We start from the raw sequence: 22523 nt of genomic DNA, 5'->3' as shown, positions 1-22523 counted from the left end.
CTCAGCTGCCGAGCCGCCCCGCGGCGACCTCGGCGGACGCGCGCTGTTTTCCGCTCAGGTCCGCGACGCAGCGACGGCAGAACTGGTAGCTCGGGTCGTTGGGAGCGCCGCAGGTGGGACAGGACACCGAGTCGTCCGGCACCTCCGGGGGTTCGTCCGTTTGCTGGACCGCTCGCTCGTCTGCACTCGCCTCGCGCTCGAGGAGCCGACCGTCCCCCGAGTGGGCCACCCGGTAGACGTAGGCGGCGACGACCGCGTGGAGGACGACCAGCAGGAGGGCGACCGCCGCGACGAAGGCGAGCGATTCCATGGTCAACGTGCATCTACGGGCCGACGGTACTTAGAGGTTCGTCGGCCGACCGGCTCCGGAGTCGGCCGGCAGTCCCGGCCGACCGCACTCACACCCGGGCCAGCCACTTCGCGGGGTCGTCCAGTTCCTCGTCGGTCGGGAGGTTCTTCGGGTCCTCCCAGACGACCGCCGCGCCGGCGACCCCTCGGGCGTCGGCGACCGCGTCGAAGAACGCCTTGCCGCGCTCGTACTGCTCGCGTTTCATGCCGAAACCGAGCAGCTTCCGGATGAGCTGGGAGACCGGGCCGACGTTCTGGCGGCGGGCGTCGAGCTTCTCGCGGAGGTCCTCGTACTCCTGGTCGAACGCCCGGTCCATGACCAGCTCGGCGTACCCCTCGACGGCCGTCATGGTGACGTTGAGCTCCTCGAGCGCACTCCGGTCGAAGCGTCCCGAGGCGAGCTTCGAGACCGCTTCCTCCATCGAGTCCTCGAGGTGGGGGCCGAGCCACGGCGCGGCGCCGAACTCGGCGGCGTGGGCGACCTCGTGGAAGGCGATCCAGCGGCGGAACCGGTCGCGGTCGACGTCCAGCGTCCCCGCGACCTTCTCGATGTTGGGGTGGACGAAGTAGAGCTCGTGGTCGGCGTCGCCGAGGAGGATGGGGTCGTACTGCCCGAGGACGTTGTTCGCGAGGAACCCGAGCGTCACCGCCATCGAGCCGGTGTTGGCGGCGCGGGCCAGCGACGGGGAGAAGCTGGCCTTCTCCTCGATGGGCGCCAGCAGGCGCTCGAACGTGGTGACGTTGGCGTCGATCCAGTGGTGTCGGTTCTGCACCTGGACGCGGTCCGGCAGGTCGAAGTCGACGCCGCCGGCCTCGCGGATGCCGTCGCGGGCGTCGGCGACGTCGTCGGCGTACCGTTGCTGCTCGGCCTCGGAGAGGGTCAGGTCCCCCGGGTCGGTCGCGGCGCGGGCGGCGGTGCCGACGGCGCTCCAGTCGACGGCCCCGTCGCCCTCGGCGTCGGCGACGGCGCGGACGGCGCGAAAGAGACTCACGGTCCCCCTTACCAACCACGCGACAAAGGCCTTCCGGGTGGTAACACCGCCGTCCGCGAACGGTTATGTGCCTGCCGGCCCTCTCTCCGACGTGACCTGCCCCTACCTGGAGTACCGCGAGGAGAGCGACGGGACGGCCTTCGAGACCGAACGGGCCTACTGCACCGCCGTCGAGTCGTTCGTCCAGCCGATGCGGGCGGACATCTGCAACGACCGGTACGACCTCGAGCACTCGACCGACTGCGAGTACTACCTCGCAGCCGAGGGGGAGCGAGAGCCGACGGAATGAGCTACCAGACGTACCTCGACGCCGAGCCGGTGATGATCACGGCGGCGCTCACCGGCGGCGTCCACGGCAAGGAGGCCAGCCCCCACCTCCCGGAGACGCCCGAGGAGGTCGCCGAAGCTGCGGCCGCCTGCGAGGCGGCCGGCGCCGCCATCGTCCACCTCCACGCCCGCCGCGAGAACGGCGAACGCGCCTTCTCCCGGGAGCGGTTTCAGGAACTGACCGAGGCGGTCCGCGACCGGACCGACCTCGTCGTCCAGCACTCGACCGGGGGGACCGGGGCCCCGGACGACCTGCGCCACGAGCCCCTCCGGACCGATCCCGCGCCGGACATGGCCTCCCTGGATATGGGTCCCCTGAACCGCTATCAGCACCTCACCTCCGAGAACACCCGTGGGCTGGTCGAGTCCCTCGCCGAGGAGATGCTGGACCGGGGCATCAAGCCCGAGATGGAGCTGTTCAACGGCGGCCACGTCAACGAGGTCTACGAGCTGCTCGAGCGCCGTCCCGGCCTGCTGGAGGAGCCCCTCTACGCGACACTTATCTTCGGCGGCGGCACGACGGAGCGACCGACGCCCGACAACTTCCGGCGGCTGATCGACCTGCTCCCGGACGGAACGCTGTTCAACACGCTCGGGTTCGGGCAGCACCAGCTCCCGTTCGCCGCGATGGCGATCGTCTTCGGCGGCCACGTCCGCGTGGGCCTGGAGGACAACCGCTACTTCCGGCGGGGCGAGCTCGCGACGAACGAGCAACTCGTCGAACGGGCGGCGACGCTCGCGGAGACGCTGGAACGTCCGGTGGCCTCACCGGACGAGGCCCGGGACATCCTGGGTATCTGAGTAATCCGATCGGTCGGCTCGAGTCGTAGCCGTCGCTGGGGATTCGATCACCAGCGAAAATCGTTCATCCGGAGACGGTTCCACAGCGCCGGTCGATCAGGCCTTCACGTCGGCGACCTCGAACTCCTCGCCCTCCGGGTCCTCGCCGCCGCCCGCGACCTTCTTGCGGACGACGAACGCCACGGCGGCGAGGAAGACAAGGCCGACCAGTGCGCCGACGAGCTTCCCCTTCGACGAGGACGATTCCGGCTCCGGCGGCTCGTCGCTCGCGGCGACCTCCTTCCGGCCGCTGCTGAACGGCGCGTTCGCGGTCAGGCTCGAATCGTCGAGGTGCAGCTCGAGGAACGTGATGTCCACCATGTCTGGACGTTCGCGGGTCAGCCACTTATAGCATGGCACGGCACTTGCACCCCGGCGAGCGGACTCGTGTTCTCGACGGCGGCCGGGACGTTCTTGTGCGACCCGACCCCGGTTCGACCCATGGACGACGACCAACGGCGGTTCCTCGACGACCTGCTGTCGACGGCGACGCCCTCCGGCTTCGAGACGGCCGGCCAGCGCGTCTGGCTCGACTACGTCGACGAGTTCGCCGACGAGACCCGCGTCGACGCCTACGGCAACGCCGTCGCGGTCCACGAGGGCGACCCCGACGCCCCCTCCGTCGCGGTGACCGGCCACTGCGACGAGATCGGCCTGATGGTCCGGGATATCACCGACGACGGCTTCCTGAAGCTCTCGAGCATCGGCGGGTCGGACCGGACGGTCACGCGCGGGCAGAACGTCCACGTCCACACGGACGACGGCGTCGTCGACGGCGTCATCGGCCAGGTGGCCATCCACCTGCGGGACGCGACGACGGACGAGTACGCCGACATCAACGAGCAGTACGTCGACGTCGGCGCCGAGGACGGCGACGAGGCCCGGGAGCTCGTCGACGTCGGCGATCCGATCACCTTCGACACCGAGGTTCGCGACCTCCGGGGCGACCGCGTGGCCGCCCGCGGGATGGACAACCGCGTCGGGATCTGGACGGCCGCCGAGGCGTTCCGTCGGGCGGCCGAGAGCGACCCCGCCGCGACCGTCTACGCCGTCTCGACGGTCCAGGAGGAGGTCGGGCTGAAGGGGGCGAAGATGGTCGGGTTCGACCTCGAACCCGACGTCGCGGTGGCCGTCGACGTCACGCACGCGACCGACCACCCGGAGGGGCCGGGCGACAAGGGCAGCGGGATCGAACTCGGCGAGGGAGCGGTCGTCTCGCGGGGGAGCGCGAACCACCCCGAGCTCGTGGCCCTCGCCAGGGACGCCGCGGCGGACGACGACGCCGACGTGCAACTGCAGGCCACCGGGAGCTTCACCGGCACCGACGCCGACGCCTTCTACACGACTCGGGGTGGCATCCCCTCGCTGAACGTCGCTATCCCGAACCGGTACATGCACACCCCCGTGGAAGTGGTCGACCTCGCCGACCTCGAGTCGGCGGCGGCGCTGCTGGCCGGCGTCGCCGCGAGGAGCGCGGAGGCGGCGCCCTTCGGCGTCGATATCTGACGACGGTCGGTGCGTTTATACTGCCGGCGCGTGCGACTTTCGGTATGACAGACCGACCCCTCGACGTGCTCGAAGAGACGCTCGGCGACGAGGTGAGCGTCACGCTCAAGGGCGGCGAGATGTACGACGGCGTCCTCGCGGGCTACGACCAGCACATGAACCTCGTCCTCGAGGAGGGCGACAACGTAACGATTATCCGCGGCGACAACGTCGTCTCGATACAACCATGACTGGAGCCGGGACCCCGAGCCAGGGCAAGAAGAACAAGACGACGCACGTCAAGTGCCGACGCTGCGGCGAGAAGTCCTACCACAAGCAGAACAAGGTCTGTGCGTCCTGCGGCTTCGGCAAGACCGCCAAGCGCCGCGACTACGCCTGGCAGTCGAAGCAGAACGAGTAATCACCGTTCTTCTCGCGCAGTTTCTCGAATCCCGACACGGCCGGTAGCCGCTGCTGTCCTCTCCGTTCGACGCCCTCCACGGCGATTCTGACCGGTCACCTCTCGGGATAGGGAGGCGACGGATCCGATTGCGCACGAACGTGCATATACACGTCCGTGCTTGTGGCCCGAGCACACACGATGGAGTGGGTTTTTACCGCTGGACGACTGACCCACATCCATGCCAGACGGCCGGCACCCGGAGGGGCCGACGGAGAAATGCGGCGTCGTGGGCGTCTCGCTGGACGACCGCGACGCGGCGCGACCACTGTACTACGCGCTGTACGCGCTCCAGCACCGGGGCCAGGAGTCCGCGGGGATCGTCACCCACGACGGCTTCCAGCAACACAGCCACGTCGAGATGGGGCTGGTCGGGGACGCCTTCGAGGAGGGGGACCTCGACGGCCTCACCGGCGCCACCGGCATCGGGCACGTCCGCTACCCGACCGCCGGCAGCGTCGACTCCTCCTGCGCCCAGCCGTTCTCGGTGTCGTTCAAGTCCGGCTCGCTCGGCCTGAGCCACAACGGCAACCTCGTCAACGCCGACGAGGTCCGCGAGGAGCTCGCCGCCAGCGGCCACGCCTTCACCAGCGACGGCGACACCGAGGTCATCGCCCACGACCTCGCGCGGAACCTCCTCGAGGCCGACCTCATCCGCGCCGTCAAGCGCACGATGGGCCGCATCCACGGCTCCTACTCGCTGACCATCACCCACGACGACACCGTCCTCGGAGTACGCGACCCCGAGGGCAACCGCCCGCTCTGCATCGGGGAACTCGAGGACGGCTACATGCTCGCCTCCGAGTCCGCCGCCATCGACGTCCTCGACGGCGACCTCGTCCGGGACGTGAAACCCGGCGAGCTCGTCGTCCTCGACGACGACGGCGCCGGCTTCGACTCCTACCAGCTCGTCGAACCCGAGAACACCGCCCACTGCTTCTTCGAGCACGTCTACTTCGCCCGCCCGGACTCGCGCATCGACGAGAACCTCGTCTACGACGTCCGCCGCGAACTCGGCCGCAAGCTCTGGGACGAGTCGGGCGTCGACAGCGACGTCGTCCTCCCCGTCCCGGACTCCGGCCGGGCGTTCGCCTCCGGCTACGCCGAGGCAGCGCAGGACGACGGCGCCGACGTCGAGTTCGCCGAGGGACTGATGAAGAACCGCTACGTCGGCCGCACGTTCATCATGCCGACCCAGGACGCCCGCGAACGGGCCGTCCGACTCAAGCTCAACCCCATCAAGGACGTCGTCGAGGGCAAGACCGTCACCGTCATCGACGACTCCATCGTCCGCGGCACCACCTCCACCCAGCTCGTCCAGCTGCTGAAGGACGTCGGCGCCGAGGAAGTGCACATGCGCATCGGCGCCCCCGCCATCGTCGCCCCCTGCTACATGGGCATCGACATGGCCTCCCGCGAGGAGCTCATCGCCGCCGGCCGCGACGTCGAGGAGATCCGCGCGGAGATCGAGGCCGACTCCCTGGCGTACCTCTCCATCGACGCCGTCGCCGACGCCCTCGGCGAGACGCGGGCCGACCTCTGTCTCGGCTGCGTCACCGGCGAGTACCCCTACGACATCGAGGGCGAGGCCACCGACCGCGACGTAGCCCGTCCCGATATCGAGGGTGCCCAGGCTGGCCTGGCAGGCGACGACTAGCCACGTTCTGCACGCGAAGATGGGTGGCGCTGGAGGCGAGACACCGCTCGCTGCGCTCGCACGGATGCTTCGTTCGTTCTCCCTCGAAGGCTACAATCCCAGTGCGCCGAGCAGGTCGAAGCCGACGTCCAGATACTCGACCACCTTGAAGCCGAGGTAGATGCCGACGATTCCGAGGAGGCCGGCGACGGTCGGGGGCGCGGGGATGGGGACGCCGACGTACGCGAAGACGGCGCCGGCGACGAACCCGGTCAGAAGCGCCAGGACCGCGATGCTCACGTCTGTCATGTCGGAAGGGCCGAGTGGCTGGGACAAAGGGGTTGTGCCGGGAGCGTCAGCGCTCCTCGTCGCCCATCATCCGCCGGTGGTAGGCGCGCTCCCAGGTCCGGAACGACCGGTACTCCTGGATGCCGTCCTCGCCGTCGCCGTGGACGATGATGGGGAACGCGTAGCGGATGACGGCCACGAACACGGAGACGTTCACGAGGAAGTAGCCGAACGCTGCGGAGACGAGGTCGGCCTCCATCGACGGCGGCGCGACGGCGACGCCGAGGATCGACACCGCGTACAGCAGCAGCGACAGGACCCCGAGGATGACGAAGAACCCGAGGTAGCCGAGGCGCTGGGCGTTGTGGTGGATGCGGTGGGCCGCCGGCGTGTCGCCGTCGCGGAGCCAGTTCTCCCAGGAGAGCACCGGGCCCTCCAGGTGCTCGTTGATCTTGTTCTCGAGGTGCGAGAGGTACCGCCCGGCGCGCATCATCCGGCTCTGCTCGACGATCCACAGCGCGATGGAGATGGTGACGACCGGCGGCAGTGTCGCGATGATGAGCTCGAACGTCGGGTCCTCTTCGGTGAGCTGCGGGAGCACGCCGCTGAACTGCAGCCCGTAGATGACGGCCACCACGACGGCGCCGCTGAGGATGACGCGGTTCTGGAACTGGATGCTCTGGAGGATCTCCGAGCGGAGCTCCTCGTGCATCCGCAGCATGACCTCGACCTCGTCGTCCATGGCCGTCCCTGCGAGCTGAGGGGATTAACGCTTTCGGACTGGATTCTTCTGGATGGTAGTTAGCTAGAACGGAGTATCGGCCGGCCGCTGTCTCCCCTCCCTCGAAGCGCCGGGACCGAGACGCTTTCCCCCGTACGGTCCCTTGGTTCTTCCAGCACAGCAATGATGGAGGAAGCCGAGTCCGTCCTGCGGAACGACCCCGTGATGGCCGAACTCGTCGACACCTACGACCCCTACACCGAGCGGAACTGGGGCGAGTACGAACGGCTCTGCGTCTCGATCATCAACCAGCAGCTGTCGACGGCGAGCGCGGCGGCCGTCCGGGGGCGCGTCTTCGACCTCCTCGGAGAGGTGACGCCGGAGACCGTCCTCGCCGCTGACGAGGCGGCACTCCGGGAGGCCGGGCTCTCGGCCTCGAAGGTCGAGTACCTCCGGAACGCCGCCCGCGCGTTCCAGGAACGAGACTACACCAGAGAGGGGCTGGCCGACCTCACCGACGAGGAGGTGGTGGACATCCTCACCGAGATCCGGGGCGTCGGCGAGTGGACCGCCCACATGTACCTCCTGTTCGTCCTCGAGCGGCCGGACGTGCTGCCGCTCGGCGACCTCGCCATCCGCCGCGGCATCGAGGCCCTCTACGCGGACGGGTCGGCGATGAGCCGCGACGAGATGCGCGAGATCGCCGAGGACTGGCGGCCCTACCGGTCGGTCGCCACGCGGTACATCTGGGCCGACTACGAGGCGGAGTAACGGATCACTCGGCCGGACACTCGGAGGGGTCGAGCCGGTCCGCGCCGGTCCCGGTGACCGGCTCGGCGGGGGAACCCGCGACGGTGATCTCCGGCGGCACGTCCTGGACGACGACGCTCCCCGCGCCGACGGTCGCGTTCTCGCCGATGGTGATGTCCCCGAGCAGCGTCGCGTTCGCGCCGACGGAGACGCCGTCCTCCAGCGTCGGGTGGCGCTTCTCGCGGCGCATCGTGTCGCCGCCGAGCGTGACGCCGTGGTACATCAGCACGTCGTCGCCGATGTCGGCGGTCTCGCCGACGACGACCGCGGCGCCGTGGTCGATGAACAGTCGCCGGCCGATGTCGGCCGCGGGGTGGATCTCCACGCCGGTCAGGAATCGGACGACCTGCGAGAGGAGCCTGGCGACGAAGGTGTGGCCGCGCTCCCAGAGGGCGTGGGCGATCCGGTACCCCCAGACGGCGTGGAGGCCGGGGTACAGCAGCGCGACGGTGACGGCGCTCGTCGCCGCGGGGTCTTTCGCGAGTGCGGTGCGGACGTCTTCTCTGATGTGGTCGAGTACCATCGTTGGATAGGGGGTCGGGGTCGACGGTCGTAGGCGAGACGGGCACGGGAGCCGGCCGTCACTGGCAGCGACGGCGGGAGGGGTCCGTCACCGGCGACACCCGGCCGCGGCCGCGACTGGTCGGCTCGCGGGCCTGTCCGGCGTCGCGACGCGGCTGTCAGACATGCTGTGGACTACTGTGCGACGGTTCGTCTAAAAGGTGTCGGCCGGCGGACCTGTCCGAGCGACGGGATTCCAGTGGGGTTACCGGTCGGTGTAGTCGTCGCCGTAGATTTTGCGGACCTCGCCCTCGAACCGCTCGAGGATGTTCCGGCGCTTCTTCTTCATCGACGGCGTCAGCAGGTCGTTGTCGGCGTCCCACTCCAGCGGGACCAGCCGGAACTCCTTGATCTGCTCGGACTTCGAGAGCGTCTCGTTGACCCGTTCGACCTCCGCCTCGATGTACGCCCGGACGCGGTCGTCCTCGCACATCGCCTCGGGGTCGTCGGGGATGGCGATCCCCTCCTCGTCGGCCCACTGCCGGACGGACTCGAAGTTGGGGACGAACAGCGCGGCGATGAACTTCTGGTTGTCGCCGACGACCATCGCCTGGTCGATGCGCTCGGAGGTGGCGAACTCGTCCTCGATGGGCTGGGGGGCGATGTTCTTGCCCGTGTCGAGGACGATGAGCTGCTTGAGGCGGTCGTGGTAGATCAGGTAGCCGTCGTCGCTCTGCTCGATGATGTCGCCGGTGCGGAACCACCCGTCCTGGGTGAACGCCTCCTCTGTCGAGCCCGGTCGCTCCCAGTAGCCCTCGGTGACGTTCGGGCCCTTGACGTGGAGTTCGCCGACGGGGCCGTCGGCCTCCTCGCGCTGGTCGTCGGAGACGACGGACTCGTCGAGGCGGACGTCGACGTTGACCAGCGGCGGGCCGAGCGTGCCGGCCCGGGAGTCCTCCGGCGGGTTCACGGAGACGACAGGCGAGGTCTCGGTGAGGCCGTACCCCTCGTAGATCGGCAGGCCCATGCCCTGGAAGAGCTGGGAGAGGCGCTTCGAGAGGCTGCCGCCGCCGCTGATGAACGCCTCGATGTTCCCGCCCATCTGCTCGCGGACGGTGGAGTACACCAGCTTGTCGAAGAGGGCGTGCTTGACGCGGAGTCCGAGGCCGGGGTTCTCGGTCGTCGCGTACTCGCGAGCGACGGCGACGGCGCGCTCGAAGACGGCCTCGGGCGCCTCCTCGCGGATGTTGTCGTAGATGCGCTCGTAGACGCGGGGGACCGACGACGCGCCGGTCGGCTGGACGAGTTCGAGGTCGTCGGCGACCGTGTCGGTCGACTCGGCGTAGGCGACGGTGGCGCCGGAGCCGAACTGGAGGAAGTGCCCGGAGACCCGCTCGAAGACGTGGGCCAGCGGAAGGAACGAGAGGACGCGGTCGGTCTCGTCGAAGACCGGGATTTCGGGGCCTTTGTCGGGCCGCGGGCCGACGCGCTTGCGGATGCCGTTGACGTTCGACCGGAAGTTGTGGTGGGTGAGCTTGACGCCCTTCGGCTGGCCGGTCGTCCCGGAGGTGTAGATCAGCGAGGCGAGGTCGGTGACGTCCCGCTCGCCCAGCCAGGTCTCGTACTCGTCGCGGTCGAAGGTCTCCTCGCCGCGGCGGTAGACCTCGGCCAGCGAGAGGACGTCGTCGCGGTCGTCGTGGCCCTGGAACTCGTCGATGACGACGATGAACTCCAGGTCGAGTTCGTCCTCGACCTCGAGGACCCGGCCGAGCAGTTCGGCGTTCTCGACGACGACGCCGCTGGCGTTCGGGTCGTCGAGCAGGTACTGGACCTGCTCCGGCGACGACTCGGTGTAGACGGTCGTGACGACGCCGCCGGCGGCGAGGATGCCGAAGTCGGTCTGGGCCCACTCCATCCGCGTGTCGGCGAAGATGCCGACGCGGGTGTCGGCCTCCACGCCGAGGTCGCGGAACCCCGCCGCGAGGTTGTGGACGACGTCCTGCATCTCGGCGTACTTCAGCGCGGCGAACTGGCCGTCCGGCGCCGCCGGGACGATCTCGGGGGCCAGCGACCGGTCGTAGACGCCACCCTTGTACCACTGGGCGTCCCGACTCGCGTGGCGGGCAGCGCTCTCCTCGAACAGTCGAGGGATCGTGTTGTCGCCGATCACCTCGTCCTCGTAGTCCTCCTCCGCCTGCATCCAGGCTGCCGTGTTGCCAGACATATCTACCTGTCAGTTGGGTAGCCTGCCACACATATTAATGCAGGCCATTCCGGTTCGAGCGTTACCCGGTAGACCCGCCGACACCGTGTAAAAGCCCGGCTATGTATGGTCTCGGCGGATTCGCAACGCTCCGACGATGGAGAAGGGAAACCGTTGAATCAGTCGTCGATAGAGTGTACTTCGGTCCTCGGCTCGACGGTCGTGGGGATGGGGGAGAAGGGGCGGTCCGATGGGTCGGACTGATTCCGGCTGCCACCCTGATCTCTCAGTCGATGTCGATGCGGTATCCGGACTCGGAGTCGGCCTCGACGGGGAGTCGCACCTCGAGGACGCCGTTGTTGTACTCGGCGGTGATGTCCTCGACGACGACGTTACCGGGGACGCGGACCCGTTCGCGAACGTGCCGGCTGTGCGAGCGGCTCTCGTCACCCGACTCGTGGGTACCCTCGATGGTGAGCACGCCGTCGGCGAAGCGGAGGTCGATCTCGTCGGTCTCGAACCCCGGCATGTCGGCGTTGGCGACGTGGGCCTCGTCGTCCGTCTCCAGTCGGACGTTGGCGCCGCCGAGGTCGGCGCGCGGCCGGCCGTCCAGCATGGAGCGTCGCATCTGGTCGAACAGGCGGTCCATCTCGTCGAAGGGGGTCGTTCGGTTCATGATACTCGGACGTACAGAGGCGCTACGAGGGAATAACCTACGCGTAACCTGTGATAACACGTAGCCGATGAGTCGCGGAACTAACCCGGCTCGACGATGGCGAATCTCCGAACTGAACTGCTGGACGGACGGCGAGCGCAACCCCCATGGTCCTCCGCCCGCACCCTCGAACCGTGATTCCGACCCCGACGCTCCCGGACTTCGCCCCCGGCGCGTGGCGATACGCGCGCGTATCGCTCGCTCTGGCCGTGCTGCTGGCCGTCCTCTTCCCGCCGCTGGCCGCGGTCTGCGTCGTCACAGCGTTGGTGGCGCTGTGGTTCCACAGAGACCCGCCGCGGTCGCCGCCGCCGTCGGGCGTCGTCGCCCCCGCCGACGGTCGCGTCTCCGTCGTCCGAGAGGAGGGCGACCGCGTGCGCGTCGCGGTGTTCATGAACGTCACCGACGTCCACGTCAACCGCGCGCCGATGGCCGGCACCGTCGAGTCCGTCGACCACACCCCCGGGCGGCACCTCCCGGCGTTCACCAAGGAGTCCGAGCGCAACGAGCGCGTCGAGATCGACTGCGGCGAGTACGACCTGACCCTCATCGCGGGCGCCGTCGCCCGCCGCATCCACCCCTACGTCGAGGCGGGCGACGACCTCGAGCGCGGGGAGAAGGTCGGCCACATCTCCTTCGGGTCCCGCGCCGACGTGCTGCTGCCCGAATCGTACGACCGGGAGGACGTCCGCGTCGCGAAGGGCCAGCACGTCCGCGCCGGCGAGACCGTCGTCGCCGCGACATCCGAGTAGTCGGAACGCTCGCTCGCCTTTTCGTACGGGTTTCGATATTCCCGCCCCGTCTTGAAATCTTGCACTGTCAGGCCCAGCGCCCATTGGGGAGCGCCGGGTCGTGTCAGTATGACATCAGCACGTCCCGACCGTCCCGAGGACCCGATGGACCGGACGGTCGCGCGTTGTGCGGGCTGCGAGGCGGTCTTCGTGGTCGGCAGGCGGGAGGACGGCGATCTGTACCCCCTCGGTCGGGACGAGAACTGCTGCGGCGACCCGGAGCTCGTCGCGCTCGAAGACTGAAAGGCGGCCGACGTACGACGTTCTACTTGCAGGTGGAGACGCCGCCCGTCGGCCGTATTCTGATACGTTCCGACGGTTGTTAAACTCATCACTCCATCGAGCGAACGGAGTGGGAATTCGGACGGAAGCACAGTCAGAGAGCATGTGTCCGGATTGAAATCGTCGATACGATGACGAGACGGGGCGTAGGGGTAGCGGATCCCCGTCGGGAGCGTCGAGCGCGTCGCTCCCTCCCGTGCCCGCGAGCGACCACTCCCACAGCGGCCAGGTCGGACGCCAGTGGTCCTCCGACGGGCCTGCAACGCGACGGCGTTTCCTGTCGTCCCCGATTCCGACTACCGACCGTCCCCAAGCCGGCTTCCGCTGCTGTCCCCCGTCGGTGTCTACCGCGACCATCCCTTTCGTTATCCACTCGCGATAATTTTCCGCCCGACGTTCGACAAACGTTACCGTCCCCGGAACTGGTCTCGGGAACGAGAGCGACGAAGGTATCGCCAGGGATATTGCCAGTAACCTGTGTGCCGACGCCGATTGCGGGTGATCCCTGACGCGGCTCGAGACAGGCGTCGCACGACCGTGTAGTGGTCCGGGAGAGAAACGCCTGGTTACTGGAACGTGAAGACGAAGTAGGATGCTCGCTAGGGGATTTGAACCCCTGTCCTCGGCTCGAAAGGCCAAGATGATTGGCCGGGCTACACCAAGCGAGCGACGTTATCGACTCGGCGAGGAACTCGTATAAATCCTGTCTTTTGGGCGCACGGCGCGGCGACCCCCGCAACGCGTGCCGGCGGTTCTGGCCCCGGCGGCGCCTTCAGTCGTCGCCCGCGGCGGCGTGGTCGTCGGCGCCCTCGATCTTCACCAGTTCCTCCACGGGCGGGAGCTCGGCTTCCGCGTTCGTGATGATCTCGATGCGCTTCGAGAGCTTCTCCTGGGCGTACTCGACGAGCGGCGTCGGGTCCGAGTCGGTGTCGAAGTCCGTCTGGACGGTCTCCGAGACCAGCGGCAGCAGTTCGGCGAGCGTCTGCTGGACGACGTCCGGGTCGACGCCCTCCTCGGCGACGAGCCGCTGGACCTTGTGCATCCCGAAGCCGACGTGGCGACCCTCGTCGCTGCGGATGCGGGTGATGCCCTCGATGAGGCCGTCGAGGTAGACGTCGTCGCCTTCGGTCTCGTTCCAGTTCTCCGGCGGTCCCTCGCTGAAGGTTGCCTGGAGACCCCAGTAGCCGGTCTGGGCGAGGACGGACTCGACGACGAGGTGGTAGTGGCAGAACGCCTTCGCGCGGTTCGTCGGCGTGTCCTCGCCGTCCTCGAGCAGCCGGTGCATCGCTTCCTCGGTGCGGTCGAACAGTTCGACGTACCCCTCCGGGAAGTACCGCTGGTCGGTCGGGCTGGTTACCTCCCAGCCCTTCGCCTCGGCCACCGGGTTCACGACCTCCCGCCAGTAGCGGTCGAAGAACTGGGTATGCTTGGCCTCCTCGTAGATCTGGCTGGAGATGAACATCTGGTCGTCGATGTCGTCGAAGACGAGCATCAGCGGCGCGAGGTCCTCGGTGACGGCCTCCTCGCCGGCGCCGAACTTCGCGACCGAGGCGCGGAAGGCCTCGAACTGCTCGTGGCCGATGTCGGATTCGATCAGCCGCTGGCGGTCCTGCTCCAGCAACGACTGGGGGATGTCCTCGTAGGGGTCCCAGTGGCGGTAGACGGCGTTGCGGAAGTACCCGCCCGCGAAGGACTCCGGGTCGATGCGCATCTCGCGGCTGGTGTCCTCGATCTGCGTCATACCACTCCGGTAGTCGCGTTCGCACATACCCCTTCCGCCGTCCTTCGACGCCCCGTTAAGTACGCCGGCGGCGTCCGCGGGGCCGTCTCCGACCGTTCGCGGCCGAGCGGGTTTCCCACAGCACAAGCTACATACCGCACGACTGGTAAGGTGCGGGCATGACTGACGACGCCGAACACCGTCGCCTCATCGTCGCCGGTTCCGGTATCGCGGGGCTGACAGCCGCCATCTACGCGGGCCGCTCGAACAACGAGCCGCTCGTCATCGAGGGCCCCGAACCCGGCGGCCAGTTGACGCTGACGACCGACGTCGCCAACTACCCGGGCTTCCCCGACGGCATCGGCGGCTCGGAGCTCGTCAACGACATGAAGGAGCAGGCGACGCAGTTCGGCGCGGAGATCGACCACGGCGTCGTCGTGGACGTCGACCCCGGCAAGCCCCACCGGGTCGAACTGCGCGACGGCACCGTCTACACCGCCGACGCCTTCGTCGCCGCCTCGGGGGCCTCCGCCCGCACGCTGGGCGTCCCCGGCGAGGACGAACTGATGGGCTACGGCGTCTCGACCTGCGCGACCTGCGACGGCGCGTTCTTCCGCGACGAGGACATGCTCGTCGTCGGCGGCGGCGACGCCGCGATGGAGGAGGCCTCGTTCCTCACGAAGTTCGCCGACACGGTCTACGTCGCCCACCGCCGCGAGGAGTTCCGCGCCGAGGACTACTGGGTCGACCGCGTCCACGAGCAGGTCGAGGCCGGCGACATCGAGATCATGAAGAACACGGAGTTGCTCGAGATCAACGGTGACCCCGACGGCGGCGTCGACGACGTCACGCTCGCCGAGCACCCCGAGGGCCACCCTTCGGAGAAACTCGAGGCACCCGAGACAGAGCAGTACGATATGGACGTCGGCGCCGTCTTCCTCGCCATCGGCCACACGCCCAACACGGACTACCTCGAGGGGACCGACGTCGAACTGGACGACACTGGCTACATCGTCACCCAGGGCAGCCGCGGCGGCGGTGAGGGTTCGGGCCAGACCCGGACCGGCGTCCCCGGCCTCTTCGCTGCGGGCGACGTCGTCGACCACTACTACCAGCAGGCGATCACCGCCGGCGGGATGGGTTGCAAGGCGGCCATCGACGCCGACGAGTACCTCGAGGAACTCGAGCGGGCCGGCGAGACGGCCGCCGACACGGCCGCGGCGGACGCCGACGACTGAACGGCCGCGACCCAACCGCCGACGCGGACGACCGGAAACCCCTTCCGTCGGCGCCGGGAAGCCCGAGTATGGCGAACGACACCGTCACCCTGACGATCGACGGCCCCGACGGCGACGACGAGGTCACGCTCCCGACCGAGATGCTCGACCTGATGCGCGAGAACGACGAGTCCGACGCCCAGATCGTCGGCGACCTCGCGCTGTTCTCCTGCGCCCAGCGCATCCACGCGACGGTCCACCACGCCGAGGGCGGCGACACCGAGGAGTACGAGGAGATCGAGGAGCAGACGATGGAGCTCTTCGAGGAGCGATTCGGCGCCTCCTACGCGGAACTGACCGGCCACCAGCACTGAACGGCCGACCCGTTCGCTCCGTTCTCCGTTACCGATCAGCGGCGGCTACTCGACAGTCCAGCTCAGGACCGCGCCGTCGTCGAGTCGCTCGACGCCCTCGAGTGCGAGCTCCGGGAAGTCGGCGACGAACCCCTCGCCGTCGGCCAGCGTCGGCGCCTCGCGACCGCCGATGATCGTCCCGCCGACGAAGACTGAGAGCTCGTCGACGAGACCGGCCTCGAACAGCGAGAATATCAGTTCGCCGCCGCCCTCGACCATGAGCCGGTCGATCCCCTCTTCCTGCAGGGCGGCGAGGGCAGCCTGCAGGTCGACCCGCTCCTCACCAGAGACGACGAGCCTGGCCCCCGCGTCCTCCAGGGCGGCTCGCCGCTCCTCCGGCGCCGCCTCGCTCGTGAGGACGTAGGTCTCGGGGTCGTCGGCGAGGACGGCCGCGCCGGCCGGCGTCCGGCACCTCGAATCCGCGACCACGCGAGCGGGCGGGGCAGCCGACTCGCCGCGCTGTTCCGCGCGGTGGGCCTCGTCGTGGCGGACGAGCGAGGGGTCGTCGGCGAGGACGGTGCCGACGCCGACCATCACCGCGTCCGTCTCCGCGCGGAGCCGGTCGACGCGAGCGAAGTCCGCCTCGCCGCTGATGGCGATCTGCTCGCGGCGGCGCGAGGAGAGCTTCCCGTCGGCGCTGACGGCGGCGTTCACCAGCACGTGCATAGCGGTAGGTGCGACGGGGCGTGGGAAAACGATTGGCCATCGCAGGGGACGACCCGGTGGTAGCTAACCACAGTCACTCGGTCGCGTTACATCACCCAATTTCACCCGCATCGTAACAATATTATTTCACTTCGCCGGCGTACGTTGAGACGGAGTACCACAGTGTTCTACCACGAAGACAAGCTTCAGTACGAGGTCGAGGTCGAGGAACCGAACCCGGCGTTCGCGAAGATGCTCCAGCAGGCCATCGGGGGCCTCGAAGGGGAGATGCGGGTCGCTTTGCAGTACTTCTTCCAGGCCGCGGCCGTCCCGGACGAGCACGCGGAGTACCGGGAGGTGCTCCGGGACACCGCCGCCGAGGAGCTGAACCACATCGAGATGCTCGCGACGGCCGTCAACAAGAACCTCGAGGGCGCCGAGGTCTCCCTGGACGATGGCCTCGACGCCTTCGCCTGCCAGAACCCCCGCCAGTTCCTCTCGGCGGGGATGCACGCGATGCCGACCGACGCCAACGGCGCCCCGTTCGACGGCAGCTGGATCGTCGCCACCGGCAACCTCGCCTCGGACATGTACGCCAACATCATGGCGGAGTCCGGGGGCCGGCTGCTGGCGACGCGGCTCTACGAGATGACCGACGACCCCGGGATGAAGGACATGCTCGCGTTCCTCATCGCCCGGGACACGATGCACCAGAACCAGTGGATCTCGATCCTGAAGGACCTGGGCGACCCCGAGGAGCTGCTGGACGTCCACCCCATCCCGGACAGCTTCCCCGACGAGGTCGAGAACCAGGAGTTCAACTACCAGTACCTCTCGACGAACCTCGACCCCCAGGACGACCCCGGGAAGCCCTGGACGTCCGGGAAGTCCCCCGACGAGGAGGGGGAGTTCGAGTTCCAGAACCAGCACGACCTCGAGGGGGCCCCGTTCAGCGTCCCCGAGACGGACCCCAGGACGCACAACGATCCGGCGCCACAGGATGAGGACTGAACGAGCCACGGACGGCGAGGCGACCAGCGACGCGTCGCTGTCCCGGCGTTCGTTCGTGGTCGCCGGCGGGACCACCGCGGGAACCGTCGTCGTCGGTGGCGTCGCGTCGGGGGACGACGGGGGCGCCCCCATCGTCGGGGCCACGGAGCCGTACGTCCCGGCCGCTCGCGAAGCGGCCAGCGACGCGGCGAGTCCGGTCCAGGTCCGACCGGCGGCGTCGCTCGACGACTCGCCCGACGTCCTCGTCTCCGGTCATCCCGAGGCGGGAGATGGAGGCCACGATGTCCACGAGGCAGTGGTCGACGGACAGGGCGCGTTGACGAACCCGGAGGGAACCTGGCGGAGGGTCCTCTCCCGCAGCGACGTCCGGGACCGCTGGTCCTCAGAATCCGCCGTCGAGACGTTCAGCGAGGTCGACGGGCACGGCGCCGGCGGAATCGGAAGCCTCGAGCGACCCGGCGGGAGTGCCGATGATGCCGCGGCGCTCGTCCGCGGGACGCGGGCCTACCAGTACGCGGAGGGCCGCGGCGGGGTCGGGTACTACGACGTCGACGCGGAGGCGATCGCCGACGCCGCGGACGGAACGGAAGACGAAGCGGCAGTGCAGGTCGTCCGTCTGGGATACGTCCACGCCGACCCTGACTCGGTCGACGACGAGCGGGTCTCGACGTTCCTGGACAGTTACGGGACGCGGGTCCCCGAGGCGAACGGCGGTTCGAGCAGTTTCGTCGACCCCGCGGTCCAGTAGGGACGGGCGGTGGCACGGCGCCCCGTCGGCGAGCGGTTTTTCGCCGAGGGGAATCCCGACGACTGGGACTCGGCCTCCCCATTTATCCTTCTGCCGCGACGAGGTGGGACCATGAGCGCCGGAACGGAGCAATCGAGCGGCGGAGCCGCCATCGAAGACGGGACGGAACCGACTGTCGGGCGCAGAGCCTTCATCACCGGGACGGTCGCCGCGGCGACGGCGGCGGGTGCGACGGCGGCCGGCGGCACCGCCGCGGCCCAGGGCGAGGCCTACCAGGGCTGGTTCGACGACGTCGACAACTACGAGGGGACGGTCGACTACCGCGGCGAGGACGAGGTCACCGTCGCGGTCGGGGCCGGCGACGCGGGCGTGCTGTTCGACCCCCCGGCGATACTGGTCGACCCCGGGACGACCGTCGTCTGGGAGTGGACCGGCGTCGGGGGCACCCACAACGTCGTCCACGAGCCCGGCGAGGAGGGCGAGGCGGCCTTCGAGTCCGACATGTACGAAAGTGAAGGGGAGACCTTCGAGTTCACGTTCGACGTCGAGGAGGGCATCTTCCCGTACTTCTGCTCCCCGCACAGAGCCGTCGGCATGAAGGGCGCGGTCGCGGTCGGGAACGTCGACGACGAACTCATCGAACCCAGCGGGGGCGGGAGCGGCGGGGACGGCGGTGGTGGGCAGCCGCTGACGACGGTCGACCGGATTCTCGCCGGGTCCGGCCTCCTCATCGGCGTCGCGCTCATCCTGGCGGTCGTCCGGCCGGACACCCTGAACCCGGACAGGGACTGACCGTCGCTAGTCGAAGGCCTCGGCGTACTCCACGTCGACGGCTCTGGCCTCGAGGTACCGGCCGTCGAACCGTATCTGCCAGCCGTGCAGCGCTGCAGGGTCGTTCAGCGCGTTCGTCAGCGTCGTCCGGACGTCCAGGAGGTCGACGCCGTAGAAGTCGTTCGGGACGCCCTGGAAGTACTGGAGGGCGGTCCGGAACAGCGACCGCATCCCGTCGTCGTCCTCGAAGTCGAAGTGCTTGTACGCGCCGGCGGCGACCTGCACCATCCCGTGGAGGAACTTGCTCTCCGTGGACCCGCGGCCGTAGTTGTACCACTCGTGCTCGAAGCAGTCGTGGGACTCGTGGAACTCGCCGCTGTTGAACAGGCGGACGCCGTGTTCCGTCGCCCGGCGGAGGGTGGCGTGCTCCCACTGGCCGTCGTCGCGCCACCCGGTCGGGTCGCCGCGGGGCGGGTCGACGCTCGGGTCGCGGGTGTGCTCGTCCATCGGGCGTGGGTAGGTGCCGGGGGACCGTAACCCCTCGGCTACAGGTCCTTCGCGATGCCGCGGAGCCCGTTCATCCGCTCGCGCTTGCTCCGGACGTCGTCGGGGTCCACGAACTCGGAGAGCCGCGTCTCCCTGACGTGTTCCTTGACCGTCTCGACGGCGTGCTGGTCGATCTCCACGCTCTCGAGGTACTCGGCGAGGTGGCGGACCTCCGCTTCGGAGGCGTCGGCCCCGCCGTCGGCGCCGGTGAGGCTCCAGGCGAGGTCGCGGACGTCGGTCTTCTCCTCGCGGAGGTAGAGGCCGCCGGCCAGCGCCAGCGTCTTCGTCGTGAGCCACGGGACGACGTCGCGGTTGCCGTAGCCGAGGTTGTCGACCAGCAGCGTCGTCGCGCGGTCCGAGAGCGCGAACTGCTGTCGACCCGACTGTCCGACCGAGACGTCGAGCTTCAGTTCGTCGCCCTCACGGACGAGGTGCGGTGAGATCGCCATACCCCGTCTTCGTACTCGAGGTACTTCGGTCGCGCGCTTTCGTGGCCTTCCTTCGATCCGTACGTGTCTGGCCATTAACAGGTATTCGACTGGTCACTATGGTTATTCTGACGCGCGTCAGACATCTGTACGACGAATCACTCGGCAGAATCATGGCAACGACAACCACCCCGGACGTCATCGAGCGGTTCTTCGATATCAGGAGAGAGAACGCCGTCTACAGGCATGCCGGGGAGGTGCCGGAACTGGACGTGCCGGACCAGTCCGTGCGGGTCGAACGGGTGACGAAATCGCTGTTAGACCGCATCGACCTGCCTACGGAGGCCTACGTGAAGTTCCGCCGGTTTCTGGAGGAGGGCCACCAGGGATTCATCGCACACGACGACGGCGAACTCGTCGCCCGGGGGTGGACCCTCACGCCCGAGTCCACCCACGTTCCGTACAACCTGCCGGATTGGGTGGCGGACCTCGACGTCTACTGGCTCTTCTACGCCCGGACCTACGAGGGCCACCGCCGCAAGGGGTGGCACAAGTACCTCATGCGTCGCCGGCTTGAGCAGATCTACCAGCGGGAGCCCGACGCGTGGGTCTACACCGACGCCGTGCCCGAGAACGTCTCCCGGTACACGTTCCTCTCGTTGGGTTTCGAACCCGCCGGGATGATGGCCACCTACCGGCTCGGACACCCGTCGGTGGCTGTCAAGCAGGTCGGAACGTGGGACCGCAACGCCGACCATCCGCCGCTACCGGGAGACGACGACTGAGTGGGCGGGTTCCGTGGGACCTATATCCGACGCGGGCGCAGACCGAACTGCAGTCCCACAGGTACATCCGTGCGAGGGTAGCCAAGCCTGGAAACGGCGGCGGACTCAAGATCCGCTCCTGTAGAGGTCCAAGGGTTCGAATCCCTTCCCTCGCATGGCGAGGTCCCGTCCGCGACGAGGGACCTCGGACGCGAACGGGGACGTCGTCCCCGTGCGCCCGGCGGCGTGCGACCGGGTTCGCCGGTCGCGCCCGACCGGGCCCATGCGGAAGACCGCTTCGGAGCGGCCTTCCCTCGCAACACTTCGACGCCGACCACCCGATAGCTGCGGCTACACCGCCGTCACGGTCACACGACGGTACCGGCGTACGTCCGCGAGTTCGCGGTCTGTCGGCGCCGGGTCTCGGCCTCGTCGTAGACGTAATCACCGTCGACGACGCGGTGGACCGCACCCTCGTATCGCCCCTCGGCATCGAGCTCCGCGGGGTCGACGACGCGCTGGTCGGTCGTCTCGCCGTCCTCCTCGATGAGCAACACGGCGTAGTCGTCGCCGGTGCGGTCGACTACCGCCGTCGTCCCCCCGTCGGCCGCGGCGACGCCGGCCAGCAGCGCGGTCGAGAGCAGTACTACCGTCCCGAATGCGAGTATCGAACGCATCGCGGCTACCTGGCCGCGTTCTGGTACATAAACCGTCGGGCGCCCCGCGTGCTACTCGGCCCGTTCGACCTCGGCGACGACGCCGGCGGTCGCCCAGCCGTCGTCGGTCTCCCGCCCCGCGACGAGCGGGTCGTCCTCGCCGTCGGTGACGAGTCGGTAGACGGTCCCCGAGTCGTCGACGCCCTCCGCCTGGAACGACTCCTGGAAGAACTCGGCGGAGCGCATCTCTAAGTCGACCGTCGAGCCGTCCTCGAACGTCAGTCTGACCGCCTTCGGCGTGATGTTGTGGATCCGTTTCGCGAGCGTGTGCATGCCGGGACGTCGCCGGCCGGGGTGCAAATCGGTGCCGCTTTCCGGCGCGTCGGCGTACCGACGCTATGAGCAGACGAGGGGAGTGCGCCCGACGGGCGGCGAACGCCGGCGCCGCGGTCGCACTCGAGTCCTTCCGCGAGGACGTCGCAGTCGAGACGAAGGGGGCGAAGACCGACGTCGTGACCCAGGCCGACCGCGACGCCCAGCGCGAGGTCGTCTCGACGATCCGCGAGTCCTATCCCGGCGACCCGGTCGTCGGCGAGGAGGACGAGGAGCGCTCCGCACTCCCCGGGGCGGGGCCTGCGTGGGTCGTCGACCCCATCGACGGGACGAACAACTACGTCCGGGGCATGCGGCAGTGGGCCACGAGCGTGGCCGCGACCGTCGACGGCGAGACCGTCGCGGGCGCGACCGTCTGTCCGGCGCTTGGCGACACCTACACCGTCGACGCCGAGACCGCCGTCCGGAGCGGCGAGGAACTGTCGGTCAGCGACCGCACTGACCCCGAGGAGTTCACCGTCGTCCCGACGATCTGGTGGGACTTCGACCGCCGCGAGGAGTACGCCGCCGCCTGCCGCGGCATCGTCGAGCGGTTCGGAGACATGCGCCGCCTCGGCGTCGCACAGCTCGAGTTCGGCCTCTGTGCGGCCGGCGCCGTCGACGCCGTCGTGACGAACGTGCGGGCGAACCCCTGGGACACCGTCGTCGGCGTCGCGCTCGTCAGGGCCGCCGGCGGCGTGGTCACGGACATCCACGGCGACCCCTGGCGGCACGACAGCCGGGGCGTCGTCGCCTCGAACGGCGAGGCACACGACGTCGTCCTCGAGGCGGCCAGGGAAGCGGAGCCGTAGGCCGCCGTCCCGGGTCGCTGCGAC

At 68.8% G+C, this 22523-nt stretch carries 30 protein-coding genes and 2 tRNA genes; 17 read left to right on the top strand and 15 right to left on the bottom strand.

The genetic code is table 11. The annotated features are described in order from the left end of the window. Position 1: 1 nt before the first annotated feature. Together HWV07_RS02095 and HWV07_RS02090 are read right to left on the bottom strand one after the other, a co-directional pair. Entirely contained in the window at positions 2-310 is a 309-nt protein-coding gene (locus tag HWV07_RS02095; RefSeq protein WP_178332710.1) for a zinc ribbon domain-containing protein, read from the bottom strand. Between the two features lie 88 nt (positions 311-398). Continuing rightward, positions 399-1340: a zinc-dependent metalloprotease gene (locus tag HWV07_RS02090; RefSeq protein ID WP_178332709.1), complete on the bottom strand. Its 942-nt coding sequence runs from the start codon at positions 1338-1340 to the stop codon at positions 399-401. A 91-nt stretch (positions 1341-1431) separates the two neighbouring features. On the opposite strand from HWV07_RS02090, the gene HWV07_RS02085 reads away from it, so the two are divergent. Further along, a complete protein-coding gene (locus tag HWV07_RS02085; RefSeq protein WP_178332708.1) occupies positions 1432-1629 on the top strand; it encodes a hypothetical protein in 198 nt (65 codons plus the stop codon). Next, positions 1626-2468 carry a beta-keto acid cleavage family enzyme gene (locus tag HWV07_RS02080; protein ID WP_178332707.1) on the top strand — a complete coding sequence of 281 codons (843 nt, stop codon included), beginning with the start codon at positions 1626-1628 and terminating at the stop codon, positions 2466-2468. The genes HWV07_RS02085 and HWV07_RS02080 overlap by 4 nt, the downstream gene beginning before the upstream one ends. Before the next feature lie 96 nt (positions 2469-2564). Here HWV07_RS02080 and HWV07_RS02075 read toward each other — a convergent pair whose 3' ends face one another. Then, positions 2565-2828 (bottom strand): hypothetical protein, encoded by a 264-nt coding sequence (locus HWV07_RS02075; protein ID WP_178332706.1) that lies wholly within the window; start codon positions 2826-2828, stop codon positions 2565-2567. A gap of 120 nt (positions 2829-2948) precedes the next feature. Here HWV07_RS02075 and HWV07_RS02070 point away from each other — a divergent pair, with 120 nt between their 5' ends. The 4 genes from HWV07_RS02070 to purF all read left to right on the top strand — a co-directional run bounded on the left by HWV07_RS02070 (position 2949) and on the right by purF (position 6109). After that, a complete protein-coding gene (locus tag HWV07_RS02070; RefSeq protein WP_178332705.1) occupies positions 2949-4013 on the top strand; it encodes a M20/M25/M40 family metallo-hydrolase in 1065 nt (354 codons plus the stop codon). Positions 4014-4057: 44 nt separating this feature from the next. Further along, positions 4058-4243 (top strand): LSM domain-containing protein, encoded by a 186-nt coding sequence (locus HWV07_RS02065; protein WP_178332704.1) that lies wholly within the window; start codon positions 4058-4060, stop codon positions 4241-4243. After that, positions 4240-4413, top strand: a complete 174-nt coding sequence (locus tag HWV07_RS02060; protein ID WP_178332703.1) for a 50S ribosomal protein L37e — start codon at positions 4240-4242, stop codon at positions 4411-4413. The genes HWV07_RS02065 and HWV07_RS02060 overlap by 4 nt, the downstream gene beginning before the upstream one ends. Positions 4414-4633: 220 nt before the next feature. Then, complete coding sequence (gene purF / locus HWV07_RS02055) at positions 4634-6109, top strand: amidophosphoribosyltransferase (RefSeq protein WP_178332702.1); 1476 nt, start codon at positions 4634-4636, stop codon at positions 6107-6109. Between the two features lie 90 nt (positions 6110-6199). On the opposite strand, the gene HWV07_RS02050 is transcribed toward purF, so the two are convergent. Together HWV07_RS02050 and HWV07_RS02045 are read right to left on the bottom strand one after the other, a co-directional pair. Next, complete coding sequence (locus HWV07_RS02050; protein ID WP_178332701.1) at positions 6200-6397, bottom strand: XapX domain-containing protein; 198 nt, start codon at positions 6395-6397, stop codon at positions 6200-6202. Between the two features lie 46 nt (positions 6398-6443). After that, a complete protein-coding gene (locus HWV07_RS02045) occupies positions 6444-7118 on the bottom strand; it encodes a hypothetical protein (RefSeq protein WP_178332700.1) in 675 nt (224 codons plus the stop codon). Positions 7119-7280: 162 nt separating this feature from the next. Here HWV07_RS02045 and HWV07_RS02040 point away from each other — a divergent pair, with 162 nt between their 5' ends. Beyond that, the gene (locus HWV07_RS02040; RefSeq protein ID WP_178332699.1) at positions 7281-7868 is read left to right on the top strand and encodes a DNA-3-methyladenine glycosylase family protein; all 588 of its coding nucleotides are present in this window, start codon (positions 7281-7283) and stop codon (positions 7866-7868) included. Positions 7869-7872: 4 nt separating this feature from the next. On the opposite strand, the gene cysE is transcribed toward HWV07_RS02040, so the two are convergent. The 3 genes from cysE to HWV07_RS02025 form a co-directional block, all read right to left on the bottom strand. Continuing rightward, the gene (gene cysE, locus HWV07_RS02035) at positions 7873-8430 is read right to left on the bottom strand and encodes a serine O-acetyltransferase (RefSeq protein WP_178332698.1); all 558 of its coding nucleotides are present in this window, start codon (positions 8428-8430) and stop codon (positions 7873-7875) included. A gap of 243 nt (positions 8431-8673) precedes the next feature. Then, entirely contained in the window at positions 8674-10632 is a 1959-nt protein-coding gene (locus HWV07_RS02030) for an AMP-dependent synthetase/ligase (RefSeq protein ID WP_178332697.1), read from the bottom strand. A 265-nt stretch (positions 10633-10897) separates the two neighbouring features. Next, positions 10898-11287 (bottom strand): Hsp20/alpha crystallin family protein, encoded by a 390-nt coding sequence (locus HWV07_RS02025; RefSeq protein WP_246279810.1) that lies wholly within the window; start codon positions 11285-11287, stop codon positions 10898-10900. Between the two features lie 173 nt (positions 11288-11460). Between HWV07_RS02025 and HWV07_RS02020 the strand changes: the two genes are divergently transcribed. Together HWV07_RS02020 and HWV07_RS02015 are read left to right on the top strand one after the other, a co-directional pair. Next, positions 11461-12075: a protein sorting system archaetidylserine decarboxylase gene (locus HWV07_RS02020; protein WP_246279809.1), complete on the top strand. Its 615-nt coding sequence runs from the start codon at positions 11461-11463 to the stop codon at positions 12073-12075. A 108-nt stretch (positions 12076-12183) separates the two neighbouring features. Continuing rightward, positions 12184-12357, top strand: a complete 174-nt coding sequence (locus HWV07_RS02015; protein ID WP_178332695.1) for a hypothetical protein — start codon at positions 12184-12186, stop codon at positions 12355-12357. Positions 12358-12989: 632 nt separating this feature from the next. Here HWV07_RS02015 and HWV07_RS02010 read toward each other — a convergent pair. Together HWV07_RS02010 and HWV07_RS02005 are read right to left on the bottom strand one after the other, a co-directional pair. Continuing rightward, positions 12990-13064, bottom strand: a tRNA-Glu gene (locus HWV07_RS02010). A gap of 104 nt (positions 13065-13168) precedes the next feature. Further along, a complete protein-coding gene (locus tag HWV07_RS02005; protein ID WP_178332694.1) occupies positions 13169-14137 on the bottom strand; it encodes a ferritin family protein in 969 nt (322 codons plus the stop codon). Positions 14138-14295: 158 nt separating this feature from the next. On the opposite strand from HWV07_RS02005, the gene HWV07_RS02000 reads away from it, so the two are divergent. Both HWV07_RS02000 and HWV07_RS01995 read left to right on the top strand, forming a co-directional pair. After that, positions 14296-15354, top strand: coding sequence for an NAD(P)/FAD-dependent oxidoreductase (locus tag HWV07_RS02000; protein WP_178332693.1), 1059 nt, complete (start codon positions 14296-14298; stop codon positions 15352-15354). 68 nt (positions 15355-15422) lie between these two features. Next, the gene (locus HWV07_RS01995) at positions 15423-15707 is read left to right on the top strand and encodes a DUF7545 family protein (RefSeq protein ID WP_178332692.1); all 285 of its coding nucleotides are present in this window, start codon (positions 15423-15425) and stop codon (positions 15705-15707) included. Positions 15708-15752: 45 nt separating this feature from the next. Here HWV07_RS01995 and HWV07_RS01990 read toward each other — a convergent pair whose 3' ends face one another. Beyond that, positions 15753-16412: a 2,5-diamino-6-(ribosylamino)-4(3H)-pyrimidinone 5'-phosphate reductase gene (locus tag HWV07_RS01990; protein WP_178332691.1), complete on the bottom strand. Its 660-nt coding sequence runs from the start codon at positions 16410-16412 to the stop codon at positions 15753-15755. A gap of 162 nt (positions 16413-16574) precedes the next feature. Between HWV07_RS01990 and HWV07_RS01985 the strand changes: the two genes are divergently transcribed. The 3 genes from HWV07_RS01985 (at position 16575) to HWV07_RS01975 (ending at position 18942) form a co-directional block, all read left to right on the top strand. Next, the gene (locus HWV07_RS01985; RefSeq protein ID WP_178332690.1) at positions 16575-17402 is read left to right on the top strand and encodes a manganese catalase family protein; all 828 of its coding nucleotides are present in this window, start codon (positions 16575-16577) and stop codon (positions 17400-17402) included. Further along, positions 17392-18150, top strand: coding sequence for a hypothetical protein (locus HWV07_RS01980; RefSeq protein ID WP_178332689.1), 759 nt, complete (start codon positions 17392-17394; stop codon positions 18148-18150). Before HWV07_RS01985 ends, HWV07_RS01980 begins: the two co-directional genes overlap by 11 nt. A gap of 111 nt (positions 18151-18261) precedes the next feature. Further along, positions 18262-18942, top strand: a complete 681-nt coding sequence (locus HWV07_RS01975; protein WP_178332688.1) for a halocyanin domain-containing protein — start codon at positions 18262-18264, stop codon at positions 18940-18942. A 6-nt stretch (positions 18943-18948) separates the two neighbouring features. Here the strand turns inward: HWV07_RS01975 and HWV07_RS01970 are convergent, their stop codons facing one another. Further along, on the bottom strand, positions 18949-19428 hold the full coding sequence (locus HWV07_RS01970; RefSeq protein WP_178332687.1) for a DUF309 domain-containing protein: 480 nt from the start codon (positions 19426-19428) through the stop codon (positions 18949-18951). Positions 19429-19466: 38 nt separating this feature from the next. After that, positions 19467-19916, bottom strand: a complete 450-nt coding sequence (locus HWV07_RS01965; RefSeq protein WP_178332686.1) for a hypothetical protein — start codon at positions 19914-19916, stop codon at positions 19467-19469. 152 nt (positions 19917-20068) lie between these two features. Here HWV07_RS01965 and HWV07_RS01960 point away from each other — a divergent pair, with 152 nt between their 5' ends. Then, a complete protein-coding gene (locus HWV07_RS01960) occupies positions 20069-20680 on the top strand; it encodes a GNAT family N-acetyltransferase (protein ID WP_178332685.1) in 612 nt (203 codons plus the stop codon). Positions 20681-20751: 71 nt separating this feature from the next. Next, positions 20752-20835 (top strand) — tRNA-Leu (locus HWV07_RS01955). A 192-nt stretch (positions 20836-21027) separates the two neighbouring features. On the opposite strand, the gene HWV07_RS01950 is transcribed toward HWV07_RS01955, so the two are convergent. Then, positions 21028-21336 carry a DUF3006 domain-containing protein gene (locus tag HWV07_RS01950; protein ID WP_178332684.1) on the bottom strand — a complete coding sequence of 103 codons (309 nt, stop codon included), beginning with the start codon at positions 21334-21336 and terminating at the stop codon, positions 21028-21030. Between the two features lie 51 nt (positions 21337-21387). Continuing rightward, positions 21388-21648, bottom strand: a complete 261-nt coding sequence (locus HWV07_RS01945; RefSeq protein ID WP_178332683.1) for a DUF8072 family protein — start codon at positions 21646-21648, stop codon at positions 21388-21390. A 65-nt stretch (positions 21649-21713) separates the two neighbouring features. Here HWV07_RS01945 and HWV07_RS01940 point away from each other — a divergent pair, with 65 nt between their 5' ends. Then, positions 21714-22499 (top strand): inositol monophosphatase family protein, encoded by a 786-nt coding sequence (locus HWV07_RS01940; RefSeq protein ID WP_178332682.1) that lies wholly within the window; start codon positions 21714-21716, stop codon positions 22497-22499. Positions 22500-22523 lie beyond the last annotated feature (24 nt).

It is taken from the genome of Natronomonas salina, from assembly GCF_013391105.1.
Classification (GTDB): domain Archaea; phylum Halobacteriota; class Halobacteria; order Halobacteriales; family Haloarculaceae; genus Natronomonas; species Natronomonas salina.
This window is presented reverse-complemented; position numbering and strand designations above follow the sequence as displayed.

Coding starts and splice junctions, on each gene's coding strand:
- HWV07_RS01960 (WP_178332685.1), top strand. CDS start 20,069: ATGGCAACGACAACCACCCCGGACGTCATCGAGCGGTTCTTCGATATC.
- HWV07_RS01990 (WP_178332691.1), bottom strand. CDS start 16,412: ATGCACGTGCTGGTGAACGCCGCCGTCAGCGCCGACGGGAAGCTCTCC.
- HWV07_RS02005 (WP_178332694.1), bottom strand. CDS start 14,137: ATGACGCAGATCGAGGACACCAGCCGCGAGATGCGCATCGACCCGGAG.
- HWV07_RS02050 (WP_178332701.1), bottom strand. CDS start 6,397: ATGACAGACGTGAGCATCGCGGTCCTGGCGCTTCTGACCGGGTTCGTC.
- HWV07_RS02080 (WP_178332707.1), top strand. CDS start 1,626: ATGAGCTACCAGACGTACCTCGACGCCGAGCCGGTGATGATCACGGCG.
- HWV07_RS02095 (WP_178332710.1), bottom strand. CDS start 310: ATGGAATCGCTCGCCTTCGTCGCGGCGGTCGCCCTCCTGCTGGTCGTC.
- HWV07_RS02045 (WP_178332700.1), bottom strand. CDS start 7,118: ATGGACGACGAGGTCGAGGTCATGCTGCGGATGCACGAGGAGCTCCGC.
- cysE (WP_178332698.1), bottom strand. CDS start 8,430: ATGGTACTCGACCACATCAGAGAAGACGTCCGCACCGCACTCGCGAAA.
- HWV07_RS01945 (WP_178332683.1), bottom strand. CDS start 21,648: ATGCACACGCTCGCGAAACGGATCCACAACATCACGCCGAAGGCGGTC.
- HWV07_RS02030 (WP_178332697.1), bottom strand. CDS start 10,632: ATGTCTGGCAACACGGCAGCCTGGATGCAGGCGGAGGAGGACTACGAG.
- HWV07_RS01995 (WP_178332692.1), top strand. CDS start 15,423: ATGGCGAACGACACCGTCACCCTGACGATCGACGGCCCCGACGGCGAC.
- HWV07_RS02015 (WP_178332695.1), top strand. CDS start 12,184: ATGACATCAGCACGTCCCGACCGTCCCGAGGACCCGATGGACCGGACG.
- HWV07_RS01975 (WP_178332688.1), top strand. CDS start 18,262: ATGAGCGCCGGAACGGAGCAATCGAGCGGCGGAGCCGCCATCGAAGAC.
- HWV07_RS01940 (WP_178332682.1), top strand. CDS start 21,714: ATGAGCAGACGAGGGGAGTGCGCCCGACGGGCGGCGAACGCCGGCGCC.
- HWV07_RS01950 (WP_178332684.1), bottom strand. CDS start 21,336: ATGCGTTCGATACTCGCATTCGGGACGGTAGTACTGCTCTCGACCGCG.
- HWV07_RS02040 (WP_178332699.1), top strand. CDS start 7,281: ATGATGGAGGAAGCCGAGTCCGTCCTGCGGAACGACCCCGTGATGGCC.
- purF (WP_178332702.1), top strand. CDS start 4,634: ATGCCAGACGGCCGGCACCCGGAGGGGCCGACGGAGAAATGCGGCGTC.
- HWV07_RS02075 (WP_178332706.1), bottom strand. CDS start 2,828: ATGGTGGACATCACGTTCCTCGAGCTGCACCTCGACGATTCGAGCCTG.
- HWV07_RS02070 (WP_178332705.1), top strand. CDS start 2,949: ATGGACGACGACCAACGGCGGTTCCTCGACGACCTGCTGTCGACGGCG.
- HWV07_RS02025 (WP_246279810.1), bottom strand. CDS start 11,287: ATGAACCGAACGACCCCCTTCGACGAGATGGACCGCCTGTTCGACCAG.
- HWV07_RS01965 (WP_178332686.1), bottom strand. CDS start 19,916: ATGGCGATCTCACCGCACCTCGTCCGTGAGGGCGACGAACTGAAGCTC.
- HWV07_RS02060 (WP_178332703.1), top strand. CDS start 4,240: ATGACTGGAGCCGGGACCCCGAGCCAGGGCAAGAAGAACAAGACGACG.
- HWV07_RS01970 (WP_178332687.1), bottom strand. CDS start 19,428: ATGGACGAGCACACCCGCGACCCGAGCGTCGACCCGCCCCGCGGCGAC.
- HWV07_RS02065 (WP_178332704.1), top strand. CDS start 4,058: ATGACAGACCGACCCCTCGACGTGCTCGAAGAGACGCTCGGCGACGAG.
- HWV07_RS01980 (WP_178332689.1), top strand. CDS start 17,392: ATGAGGACTGAACGAGCCACGGACGGCGAGGCGACCAGCGACGCGTCG.
- HWV07_RS02000 (WP_178332693.1), top strand. CDS start 14,296: ATGACTGACGACGCCGAACACCGTCGCCTCATCGTCGCCGGTTCCGGT.